The sequence below is a fragment of the Capnocytophaga catalasegens genome, assembly GCF_026005215.1.
Taxonomy (GTDB): domain Bacteria; phylum Bacteroidota; class Bacteroidia; order Flavobacteriales; family Flavobacteriaceae; genus Capnocytophaga; species Capnocytophaga catalasegens.
In genome coordinates this window covers 1-10,662 of sequence record NZ_BPMA01000075.1, presented here as the reverse complement: position 1 = coordinate 10,662, position 10,662 = coordinate 1, and the positions used below count along the sequence as shown (strand labels likewise).

At 31.8% G+C, this 10,662-nt stretch carries 14 protein-coding genes and 1 pseudogene; all 15 read left to right on the top strand.

Going from position 1 to position 10,662, the window contains the following annotated elements; genetic code table 11:
* A pseudogene (locus tag OO775_RS13600) lies at positions 1-848 on the top strand (type VI secretion system Vgr family protein); the annotation flags it as partial.
* A 2-nt stretch (positions 849-850) separates the two neighbouring features.
* Positions 851-2,017, top strand: a complete 1,167-nt coding sequence (locus tag OO775_RS13595) for a hypothetical protein (RefSeq protein WP_264847774.1) — start codon at positions 851-853, stop codon at positions 2,015-2,017.
* Between the two features lie 7 nt (positions 2,018-2,024).
* Positions 2,025-2,564, top strand: coding sequence for a hypothetical protein (locus OO775_RS13590; protein ID WP_264847773.1), 540 nt, complete (start codon positions 2,025-2,027; stop codon positions 2,562-2,564).
* Complete coding sequence (locus OO775_RS13585) at positions 2,561-3,019, top strand: hypothetical protein (RefSeq protein WP_264847772.1); 459 nt, start codon at positions 2,561-2,563, stop codon at positions 3,017-3,019. The genes OO775_RS13590 and OO775_RS13585 overlap by 4 nt, the downstream gene beginning before the upstream one ends.
* A 9-nt stretch (positions 3,020-3,028) precedes the next feature.
* Positions 3,029-3,649 (top strand): T6SS effector amidase Tae4 family protein, encoded by a 621-nt coding sequence (locus OO775_RS13580; protein ID WP_264847771.1) that lies wholly within the window; start codon positions 3,029-3,031, stop codon positions 3,647-3,649.
* Positions 3,650-3,656: 7 nt separating this feature from the next.
* Positions 3,657-4,139, top strand: coding sequence for a hypothetical protein (locus tag OO775_RS13575; RefSeq protein ID WP_264847770.1), 483 nt, complete (start codon positions 3,657-3,659; stop codon positions 4,137-4,139).
* Between the two features lie 14 nt (positions 4,140-4,153).
* Positions 4,154-4,576, top strand: a complete 423-nt coding sequence (locus OO775_RS13570) for a DUF4280 domain-containing protein (RefSeq protein ID WP_309297254.1) — start codon at positions 4,154-4,156, stop codon at positions 4,574-4,576.
* A 15-nt stretch (positions 4,577-4,591) separates the two neighbouring features.
* A complete protein-coding gene (locus OO775_RS13565; protein ID WP_264847769.1) occupies positions 4,592-5,071 on the top strand; it encodes a hypothetical protein in 480 nt (159 codons plus the stop codon).
* A gap of 4 nt (positions 5,072-5,075) precedes the next feature.
* Positions 5,076-5,432 carry a DUF4280 domain-containing protein gene (locus tag OO775_RS13560; protein WP_264847768.1) on the top strand — a complete coding sequence of 119 codons (357 nt, stop codon included), beginning with the start codon at positions 5,076-5,078 and terminating at the stop codon, positions 5,430-5,432.
* Positions 5,433-5,453: 21 nt separating this feature from the next.
* Positions 5,454-5,882 (top strand): GPW/gp25 family protein, encoded by a 429-nt coding sequence (locus tag OO775_RS13555; protein WP_264847767.1) that lies wholly within the window; start codon positions 5,454-5,456, stop codon positions 5,880-5,882.
* Between the two features lie 24 nt (positions 5,883-5,906).
* On the top strand, positions 5,907-7,736 hold the full coding sequence (locus OO775_RS13550; RefSeq protein ID WP_264847766.1) for a type VI secretion system baseplate subunit TssF: 1,830 nt from the start codon (positions 5,907-5,909) through the stop codon (positions 7,734-7,736).
* A 253-nt stretch (positions 7,737-7,989) separates the two neighbouring features.
* On the top strand, positions 7,990-8,430 hold the full coding sequence (locus tag OO775_RS13545) for a hypothetical protein (RefSeq protein ID WP_002682314.1): 441 nt from the start codon (positions 7,990-7,992) through the stop codon (positions 8,428-8,430).
* 32 nt (positions 8,431-8,462) lie between these two features.
* Positions 8,463-9,830: a DUF5458 family protein gene (locus OO775_RS13540; RefSeq protein ID WP_264847765.1), complete on the top strand. Its 1,368-nt coding sequence runs from the start codon at positions 8,463-8,465 to the stop codon at positions 9,828-9,830.
* Between the two features lie 138 nt (positions 9,831-9,968).
* Positions 9,969-10,355 (top strand): type VI secretion system tube protein TssD, encoded by a 387-nt coding sequence (gene tssD / locus OO775_RS13535; RefSeq protein WP_009411176.1) that lies wholly within the window; start codon positions 9,969-9,971, stop codon positions 10,353-10,355.
* Positions 10,356-10,406: 51 nt separating this feature from the next.
* A partial coding sequence (gene tssD, locus OO775_RS13530; protein ID WP_264847764.1) for a type VI secretion system tube protein TssD occupies positions 10,407-10,662 on the top strand: 256 nt, incomplete at its 3' end.

Sequence of the window (10,662 nt, the reverse complement as noted above, 5' to 3'; positions counted from 1 at the left end):
CGGGAAATACGATTTATTTGGACACCACACAAAAAAGCATTACCATTGAAGCTCCTGAAACTATCAATATTAAATGTAAAAATTTGAATGTTGAAGTAACGGAAAATGCTAAAACAAATATAGGCAAAACCCAAGAAACGCATATCGGCGAAAACGCAAAAACGATTGTAGGCAAGGAAAATAGCATTGATAGTGGCGAAAAAATGATTTTATCAAGCGGAAAAACATTGGAAATTTCAGCCAAGCAGGATTTAGATCTTTACGGGAAACAAAAACTCATAAGCTACACCGATGGCAAAGCGGAAATAGGAGCCAAAGAGCAAATGCACCTTTTTGGCACGAATTCACTGATTACCGCCAAAGACAAGATAGAATACAAAGCTCCTAAAATGAATAAATTACCGCAGAAAGGGGAGTTTAAGTATGATAAGGAAAAACAGATTTTGAGCGTGAAGTGGATGAATGCGGAAGGAGATAAAGAAATAAAAAAGACTTTGATAAATAGAAAGGTTAGTATTTTAGTGCAAACCAGAAATTATGAAGAGGGCGAAACCATAACTTTAAGAGTAAAAGGTAAAAATTACGCTGAAATTAGAGATAATGTGTCTGAAATTTCATTGACAGGCATTGTTGATAAAGATGGTTTTGCATTACTAAAAGAAGAAGTAGAATTTGAAAATTCTCAAAAAGAAGAACGGGAAAAATTAGAAAAACAACGGCAAGAAGAAGAACGGAAATCTAATGAAGTATATATAAGCTACCAAGGCAAAGACTATACTTACAATGAATGGAAAATAAAAGAACAACAACTTTGGGAGGAATATCAACAAACTAAAAAGAAAAGATAACTATGGAAGACGGAAGAATTTTTTATATAGAAATAGATGGGTATGATGAAAAGCCTGAAATACAAGTGCCTAATAGTAGGAATTTTTTACCTATTGTTAGCATAAATGGTAAGAAAGAAGCTACCAATGGAATATATTTTGTGGGAAATTGTAGTCAAGCAAACACACAAATTTTAGATTTGGGGAACAATTATGACAAAGATTTACAAAAATATTTAATTCCTGAAATTGCAATTGCTAAAAACTCTAAATCATATATTCCTTTGAAAAATATAAAGGGATATGATGGTTGGGGTATAGAAGATGGAGACGGAATTTTAGAATTTAAACCTTCAAATACAAATGTAAAAATAAGGATATTAGATGAAGATACTCCCAAAAAATGTAATGACAAGACAAAATTATATAATTTACAAGATGCTGAATTAAATGACAAATATTGTATTGAAATATCGTGTTCATCTTTACAAAGAGGGAGTAAATTTTACATAGAAATTTGGGCAAGTGATGACAATGATGGGTTATGGGGAAGATCTGATAAAAAAGTTCTATGCGGAAAACTTAATTTTACGGTTGTTCAAAGAGATGTGTTTTTTAAAGACGAAATAGAGCCAATGGAAGATTTTTTAAAGAGTAACGGAAGTTTGATTTCTTTTACGCGTAAAGATTGTATTACGACATTAAATACAGCGTTAAAAAAGTTGTATAATGATGAGGAACTTTCTGTTGGAACTCAAATTAAAAGCGGAAATAGTAGAATAGGAACAATGGAAAGATTAAATAATGAAGGAAAAATAAAAGATAGTTTTACAATTGAATATCGTGATGAAAAAAATAGAATTTGTTCAAAAAACACACCTTTTAAAGCAAATAAAATGAATGAAAATTTGTATTTAAAAATAAATAAACTAGTAGGGAATAATATAGGGTTTCATATTTTTGGAGTATCTATTGCTGATGGTTATCACAGTATGCTATTAACAGTTAATAACATCAATCCTTGTAAAAAAATATATATATTATCTGATCAAGTACCTAATTATACAAAAGGATGGAAGGAATATGATAATGGGCAAGAATTAAATGATTGGATAACTAAATTAACGAAGCAATATCATACCGAAAACGATATTTATTCAGGAACAACTATCTGGAAATTACAAAGATAAACTATTTATGAAACATACAATATTTTTATTTGTTATTCTTATTTCTTGTTCTGAAAATACGAATATTAAAAAGACGAGTGATGCTTTTTTTGAAAGCGATATCTATATGGATAATCAAGGCAATCAATATATTAAAGTAATAGATTCTTATAAACAAATAAAAGATAATCTTTTTCAAGATGAACAAGGAAATTTGTATATACAAGAAGTTAATCATCTGATCTTTGATTACTCTCGTCCAGTATATATAGATGAAATTTATACAATAAACTCTGACAAATTACTTAAAATAAAAGATGTTGTTGATAAAAACACTTATGAAAAATTAGCTAATACAGGGTTTTCAAGAGATAAAAAATATCTATATTTATTAAAAAAATGGTCAGATAGATGGGAATTTCATATTGTTAGCAATGAACCAAGTAAATATAATTTAGTTTGGGAAAATTGTAAATATTATCTTTATTTTCAAGGGAAATATTATATCAATCAAGATGTTTTTACAAAAGAAAACTTAAAAAAACAGAATACAAAGCTCCTAAAATGAATAAGTTACCACAGAAAGGAGAATTTAAGTATGATAAGGAACCAAAGGTAATAGAGATGTATTGGAGTTATGGAGAAGAAAATACAATTCTATCTAACATTTCTAAACATTATACCGATATGGATTTGATTGTCAATACAAGAAATTATGAAGTAGGAGAAAGCATTACTATAACTATAAAAGCTGAAGATAATGAACCTATTGCAGAAGGCTTAAATGAAATAACTTTAACTGGTATAGTAAATGAAAATAATCAAGTAGTTTTCGAGCATCCTCTAAAAGAATATTCTTTATGTATAACAAATAATATTATAAAGGATAAAATAGAAGAAGAGAATAAAATATATAAAACTTACCAAGGGAAAAATTATACGAAAGAAGAATGGGACGTTTTTGAAGAGCAGTTGTATAAAGAATACTTGGAAAGAAAGAAGAAAAAGTTTTTTAAATTTTAAAATAAGAATATGGTAGCAGATAATCTATTATACAGAAAATTTATAGCTATATATGAGGAGCAACAATCACAATCTATAATAATTAAAAGACCAAAGTGGGAAGATGTATACAATTCATATCCTAAAAATGAAGTAGGAGACGATGATATATCAGGACCTGAATTTTATAAAATGATATATGGCAATAGATACGATACAGAAACAAAATTATTAGACAAAAAGATCAGCTTATATAATGGTTGTGCAGGAAAGGTTTCAATGGCTTTGACCTTGGCTAATTTCCCTATAAGAACAATTAGTGGAGTTGGGGGAAGTGATTTTATTGCAAGTGAAGGAAAAATGAAAGGGAAAGGTTTTATAAGTACAGCAAGTAAAATGAAAAAGTGGTTAGATGTTGTATGGAAAAAAGATGGAGATTACCATATTGACAATCCAGAATCCATCAATGATTTGTATAATTTAGTAGGAGATAAAAAAGGTATTTATCTAATGTTAGCAATTGATAGTTCAACTTTTGGTGCTTCAGGACACGTGACATTGTGGACAGGAGAGGCTGATGAGGAATATGTTTTTGGAGGACATCACTATGATGAATCTGCAAAATCTATGTATTTTTGGGAATTAAAGTGATTTAAATATGAAAGTTTTAAGTATTATACTAACCTTTGCTAGTATGTTTTGTAATGCTCAAAATAAAGAGCTTATCAGTAAAGTATATTCAAAACTAAAAAAAGATAACAAATCTTTTGAGCAATTTGTTTTCTATGGTTTTTGTAATTGTACTGATAAGTATCTATATTCAGAAGTATTTGAAAACAATTATATAACCACATTTAATCATCTAGAACCATTACCTAGATTTTTTGAAAGAGAGGTAATAAAAGGAATAATGGATACATACCATATCTCTAACCAAAAAATATTTGAAGGAATTCAGAATGTACATTATAATGGTTATTTGATAGTATCGAAATGTTACAAAATATACAATACATCCAATAGAAAACTAAAAAAAATGTATATCAGTATGCTTTCAGATGAAAATCTTCAAAAGCAATGGATTGATAGCTATATGAAAGATTATTTGGAATATTATTTTATTAGAATTCAAACAGAATAAATATAAAACCTATTATGCCTCAAACCATCACCAACACAGCTAAGTTACAATGTAATCAAGGTACATTACAAACGCCTTTACAGGTTACTTCACAAACCTTTGATTGTATCAACGGAGAGCCTATCGCCACCGAACAAGACAACAAGCCTAATGTTAATATCAAACCCTTTGGGCAATGCAAGTTAAAACCATCATCATCAGGATATTTACCTTGTGTTCCTGCTCCACAGAAATGGGAAAAAACATCGTTTTCAACCATAGAGGGCAACAAAGAATTAAACGAAAAATCGTGTATAAATTGTGCTGTGGGTGGTGAAATTTCTTTTGTAGATATAGGAAATGTCAAAATGTATCAAGAAATATTTGGAATAAAATTAGATGAGGATAATTTTAGTATATTTGACTATGAAACCGTCAATAAATTACAGATGTTTTAAAAAAAACTAATAATTATGAAATACTTATTCTTATCATTCTTCTTTATAATCTATAACTTTTGTTTTAGCCAAGTTTCAACAGAAATGAAATGGGAAAAACTTTATAGAGGGAAAATAGACAGTATTGTTGTGGTAAGTCATAGTGGATACACTAAAGAAACTTCTCTTAATATAGCCGAACTCCCCGAAGAACAAATCTTTGAAAAAAGGCAAACAGTAAACCTCAAGAAAGGGAACAAACTGTTAAGGTCACTACAAAAAAAATGTTCCTTTAATAAAGAGTATCCTCTACTAAATGATGTTAGTGATACTTTCTATTTCTACAAAAATGGAGTTGAAGAAATGGTCTTAATTTTTACTTTTTCTACCAAGGGACTAAGCATTTATAGGAAAGAAGAATTTATTTTTGCAGGGAAAGCAACTCTTTTTTTACAGAGAAAAATTGGGAAAGTTCTTGGATATGATATTAAAAAGATTGAAAGATTAAATAAATAATTCTATGCCTCAAGAAATAACTGAAACAGCAAAGCTACAATGTAACCAAGGTACAGTAACAACTGCATTAAAGGTTACAAGTCAGCAGTTTGCTAAAATAAACAATAAGCTCCAAGCCACAGAGGGCGACAAGCAAGCCAATGTGAATATAATGCCTTTTGGTCAGTGCAAGCTAAAGCCTACCACAAGTGGTTATTTGCCTTGTATGCCTGCTCCTATAAAGTGGGAAAACACCTCTTTTTCTACTATCGATGGCAAAAAGGAACTCAATAGTGCTTCCTGCATACAATGTGCTGTAGGAGGTAAAATAACTTTTACTGATACAGGAGGTAATGACTTTGTCTCATCTGAAACAGAATAATCAAACACTCACAACAATTTTATGAAAGGAATATATTACAAGCTACCTATCGATTTTGAAGGCTTGATGAAAAAACAAGACCTTGCTAAAATAGCTTTGGAAGATTCTATCTCTCAATCAATTTTCACCTTGATGACAACTGTTTTTGGAGAATGTAAGTTCGATGAAACCTATGGTTGTGAAATATGGGATACTGATTTTGATCTCCTCAAAAGTGATAACGAACTAAAAACTTTTGTCGCTAAAAGTTTAAAAGACAGTATTTCACAACACGAAAAACGTATCACTGTTCAAGATATAGATGTAATAACTACAGAACAAAATTTAGGTAGCTTAGATAAAAAACGAATAAAGAAAAAGGTATTGGTTTCAGTAAAAGCAGTTATTTTAGAGACCAATCGCCCTTATGTATACAAAAATTCTTTTTTTGTAAGCCCATTATCCTACTAATTTTTTTAATAAAAACACTGAATAATGAAACAAGAACAGATAAAAAATAGGATGCTAAAAAGAGCTTCAAAGATGTGGGGCTATAGTGAGTTAGAATCAGAAAATGCTTTTGATCCTGTCTTAGAACTTATTCTTTCAGCTTGTGCTTCGGAACTTGAAAAATTGCGTTTTGAACAGGAAAATTCTCGCGCAAGGATTACAGAACGCCTACTTGAAGTTATTTTTCCTGATGAAGTTACCGGTATCACTCCATCTCAGACACTTCTGCAACTTACTCCAGTAGAAAATAATGTGCAAATATCACGATATAATCATTTTAAGGCTGTTAAACGGGTACAGAATTTATATAGCCCTACTGAGGTAAAAACAATGAATATCTTTTTCAGCCCTACTTTAGAAATGAAACTCACTACTGCTCAGGTAAAATATTTAGTGTTTGGTAATAAAGTACTGCAACAAGAAAGTTTTTTTTACCAAGAAGAGGTAGACCAATCAGATAGAAACATCCCTTCTGGAGAGTTTTGGGTAGGACTACACGCCCCAGAGGTAGAAAAGTTAGAAGATTTATGCTTCTATATAGATATAAACAACAAAGAACAAAAAGAGTTTTTCAATTATTACTTACAGCAAGTAAAAGTGTTCTGTGGAGAAAAAGAATATGAATTAGTAGAAGGGTATAATGTACCAATAAACAGCATTGAATACGAGGATATTATCTCCAAAAATTACACTAATGTAGATGCTATTTATAATGAAGTAAATCAGTTCTATCAAGGAAATTTCTTTACTTTAAAAGGAAATATATATCCTGAAAGAGAAAAAAGTGAGTACATAACTTCCTTTATAGAAGAGAATTTTTCTAACTATCGTATTGCTACTGAAAAAGATATCGTTTGGCTGCGCTTTAAATTCTATGAAGTAATTACCCCAAAAATCTTGGAAAATATACGCATTGCTTTAAACTGTATCCCTGTGGTGAATATGTACAACACTAAAAAAACCAAACGTATTAAGGGGCAACTAACCATCTATCCTATTATAGGAGATAACACCTTTTTGGATATTGACTACATTTCTGATGACGATGGAAAGCGATATGAAGTGAAAAACTATCAAAAGGATTCTGAAGATAATATTTCCTTCGTTTTAAGACGAGGTGGGGTAGCACGCTTTGATGAGCGAAGTGCTTTAGACCATTTACAACACACTTTAAGGTTGATAAGAGATGAAACAGCTTCTTTTTCCGCCATAGGAAATGACTTTGCTATCGATGCAGAACTTAGGCAAATAGGACAGAATCTAGCTTCTATCTACCAAAACATAAAGAAAAGAAGCCTTTCCTTAAACACCAATCCATTTCTAATCATTTCTTCTATGAATAAAGAATTGGATATGAGCTTCACTTTTTCCTATTGGCATACAGCAGGAGAAGAAGGAAATGATATAAAAACGGGAGTTTCATTAGAGTGTGATAAAAGTAATAAAACAGCTATTAAAAGTGCTATTACTGTAAAACCTTCTTTGGGAGGTAAGCGAGGGCTCAGCACTGCTGATAAGATTTTAGAATATCGCAATGCATTGCTTTCACGAGGTAGAATTGTTACCATTGCCGATGTAAAAACCTTTGCCAAAAGCCATTTCAAGCACACAATTAAAGGATTAGAGGTACAAAAAGGTACTAAAAAGGAAGTCTCACTAAAAGGAGGATTTAAAAGAACTATAGATATTTACCTAAATAAAAACAAAGAAGTAGATGTCAACGCAACAGAATGGGAATACTTAAAGGATAGTTTCTTGATTAAATTAGAAAAAGCCTCTACAAATATTTATCCTTATAGGATTTTTGAGAAGTAATTTAACATCACCGTATAAAACTATACATTTCTTTTACAGAAATATATCAAAAAGCATCTTCTTTAGGTGCTTTTCTATTTTTTTAGCTAAAAATATTTTTTTATATTCACTTGTTTTACAATTGATTAAAATACATTTCAAAAATAATTTGAAAAATAATCACTTGAAAATTTGTTTTTTAATTTAAAGATGACTACATTTGTCGCGTAAATATATGATAAGAGATATTAAAAATAACTAAAAATATTATTCAATGTTAACAAATAAAGGGATAGGAGGCAATGAAGTGCCTATAGACGCTAGTGAAGCTATTTTAGAGATAGCTCCTAACCGCACATTGATAGCTCAAAAGCTCAGTGCAGAAAACCCCGTAAAACCCGAATTAGTGGAAGGTCTCAATACCTTAGACAAGGTATTCGAGCACTTCAAGCCTACTATGAAAGTAGATTTTGAAGACAGTGAAGGAGCTACCAAAGTAGAAGAATTGACTTTTAAAAACTTGGGAGATTTTGGCACTAAAGGAATTACAGCCCAAAGCGCTTTCCTTACGGGATTGGCTACAGAAAAAGACCAATATCAGAAAATAATCAAACAGCTCAAAACAAACAAACTCCTTAAAGCAGCCTTGGAAGATCCTGATGCTAAAAAAGCCTTACAAGATACATTAGAAGCTCTAATAGCTGAGTTGAGTTAATTCTTTAAATTCCCAATTAAATATTTGAAACGATGTCAAATAAAGTAGAAACAGTAAATACAGCATCACAAGCACAAGAATCTGTTAAGAAATCACCTATTTCATTAGAAAAGTCATTAGATAAATTAGTGCGTTATGGAGGTTTTGATTTGTTAGAAGCCTCCATAGAGAATGTACAAAATGTAAACCCTGATAGGAATGCTCGTAGAAAGATATTCCTTACCGAAAGTAGCAAGCAAAAAGAAAGAGATACCCTAAAGAAAACATTAGAACTTTGGGCAAGTGTACTAAAACAAAGCGATTCTTTGGTAGAAATGGTATCTCACTGCGAAGATCAACAAAAATCAGCAGAAGAGTTGCTTTCTAAAAACTTATACAATGCTGTAGAGGCTACTCGTGAGTTAGAAACAAACTATCGAACCATAGCTTTGTTCTACAAAAATACTGAGGAAGACAAGATCAAAAACGTTACAGTGATGAACGCTTCCTTAGAGCAACTCAAAGACCTTGATAACACACGTTTTATTGATACCATACACGCCGAACTTTCCGATAACTACGACCGTTTAGACCTTAGAAATAACTATGGCTTGTTAGTGATTCCAGGTTATTTAGGCTCTAATATGGTAGTCGAAAAATGGGCAAAAATCGCTCACGAAAATAAAGTAATGCTCGTTACTGATTTTGAACACTTAGATGAACCCGATGATGTAATGGAGATGTTTGAGGAAGCAAACCTCACAGGTGGTGATGTGTATCGTGCCAATGTACTAATGACCTGCAACTGGCTAGTAGGTAGAGGTCGTTTCAATGAAATAGGCGAAACAACCGATTTGTTTGTCCCTCCTTCCGCTGCTTTAGCTGGAAAAATCTACAAAACATTGATGTCTCAGGTAACTGCTGGAAAGAAATTTGGAGGTATCAATGAAGTAGATGGGGTACGTTTCGACTTGAAGAAAAGTGAAATAGCCAACTTAGAAAGTTTAGGACTTATCCCTATGGTAAATGAATACGGAAAAGTAATGGCTTTCTCAGGCAAAACATTGTTCAATGGAGATAACTTAGGACTACAAACGTATTCTGTAGTACGTGTGTTCGACTATGTGACCAAAGTGCTAATGGATTTCCTTAACCGTAGAGCTTTTGAGAATTTTACAGCTACTACTCGTAAGGATATTATGAACCAAATAGTCCAATTCTTGGATAGTATTACAGGTCCTAAAAACCTTATTGAGAATTTCGAGATAAGAAGATTTGAACAAGACCCTAAACAAAAAGACAGAATCTATTTAGACATTCATATGAAACCTTATTTCCCTGCTAAAAACTTCCTTATCAAAATGGATGGACACAAGGGAACTGATGCTAATGAATGGGATACTGAATATGAACAAAAGTAAAGTACCTCTTATGAAAGGATGATTCACCTTAAACAATCAAACAAGGTTTAGACTCCCAACATAAGGCATTGGAGACATTTTATATATATATTTCCATAATTGGTATTATTGAGTATTAAATTTTAATTTATTTTAATTATGTCGTTTAAATGCAAACTGAATGTTGCTGGTAAAGAACGCAACATCGTTTCCGTGGACTACGGAATGTTACAAGAGACCGACGTCACAGGTAGACCTTCTTCGGTTACCAGAGGTGGCAAAATTACTATCACTGTGGAAAGCACAGGTGATACCGACCTTTTTGAGTGGATGACCAACTCCTTCGAACGCAAGGATGGAAGCATCATCTTCCTCAAAAGAGACAGTGAGGCTACTTTGAAAGAGCTGAAATTTAAAGAAGCTTACATCGTGAAGTACAAAGAAGATTTCGATGCAGCAGGTGATAATCCGCTGACAGAAACCTTTACACTCTCTGCTAAAGAGATTGAAATGGGTACAGCCAAACATACCAATGAATGGGTGTAATCTTCTTTTGATTTTTTAATGTAATTATTAATCTTTTAAATTTTTAAACGTATGTCTTTCAAAGCCAAACTAAAAGTAGCTGGCAAAGAATATAATGTTCTTAGCGTAAGTTATGCATTGTTCCAAGAAACAGATGCAACAGGTCGTCCTTCTACCGTTACACGTGGTGGAAAAATTGATGTAGTAGTGGAAAGCACAGGAGAAGCCGACTTCTTCGAGTGGATGACCAATTCTTTTGAACGTAAAGATGGAAGTATCACTTTCTTAAAAAGAGACAGTGAAGCCACCCTAAAAGAATTGAAATTCA

Excerpts from the sequence above, each read along its gene's own strand:
- OO775_RS13595 (WP_264847774.1), top strand. The coding sequence starts at position 851 with ATGGAAGACGGAAGAATTTTTTATATAGAAATAGATGGGTATGATGAA.
- OO775_RS13590 (WP_264847773.1), top strand. The coding sequence starts at position 2,025 with ATGAAACATACAATATTTTTATTTGTTATTCTTATTTCTTGTTCTGAA.
- OO775_RS13585 (WP_264847772.1), top strand. The coding sequence starts at position 2,561 with ATGAATAAGTTACCACAGAAAGGAGAATTTAAGTATGATAAGGAACCA.
- OO775_RS13580 (WP_264847771.1), top strand. The coding sequence starts at position 3,029 with ATGGTAGCAGATAATCTATTATACAGAAAATTTATAGCTATATATGAG.
- OO775_RS13575 (WP_264847770.1), top strand. The coding sequence starts at position 3,657 with ATGAAAGTTTTAAGTATTATACTAACCTTTGCTAGTATGTTTTGTAAT.
- OO775_RS13570 (WP_309297254.1), top strand. The coding sequence starts at position 4,154 with ATGCCTCAAACCATCACCAACACAGCTAAGTTACAATGTAATCAAGGT.
- OO775_RS13565 (WP_264847769.1), top strand. The coding sequence starts at position 4,592 with ATGAAATACTTATTCTTATCATTCTTCTTTATAATCTATAACTTTTGT.
- OO775_RS13560 (WP_264847768.1), top strand. The coding sequence starts at position 5,076 with ATGCCTCAAGAAATAACTGAAACAGCAAAGCTACAATGTAACCAAGGT.
- OO775_RS13555 (WP_264847767.1), top strand. The coding sequence starts at position 5,454 with ATGAAAGGAATATATTACAAGCTACCTATCGATTTTGAAGGCTTGATG.
- OO775_RS13550 (WP_264847766.1), top strand. The coding sequence starts at position 5,907 with ATGAAACAAGAACAGATAAAAAATAGGATGCTAAAAAGAGCTTCAAAG.
- OO775_RS13545 (WP_002682314.1), top strand. The coding sequence starts at position 7,990 with ATGTTAACAAATAAAGGGATAGGAGGCAATGAAGTGCCTATAGACGCT.
- OO775_RS13540 (WP_264847765.1), top strand. The coding sequence starts at position 8,463 with ATGTCAAATAAAGTAGAAACAGTAAATACAGCATCACAAGCACAAGAA.
- tssD (WP_009411176.1), top strand. The coding sequence starts at position 9,969 with ATGTCGTTTAAATGCAAACTGAATGTTGCTGGTAAAGAACGCAACATC.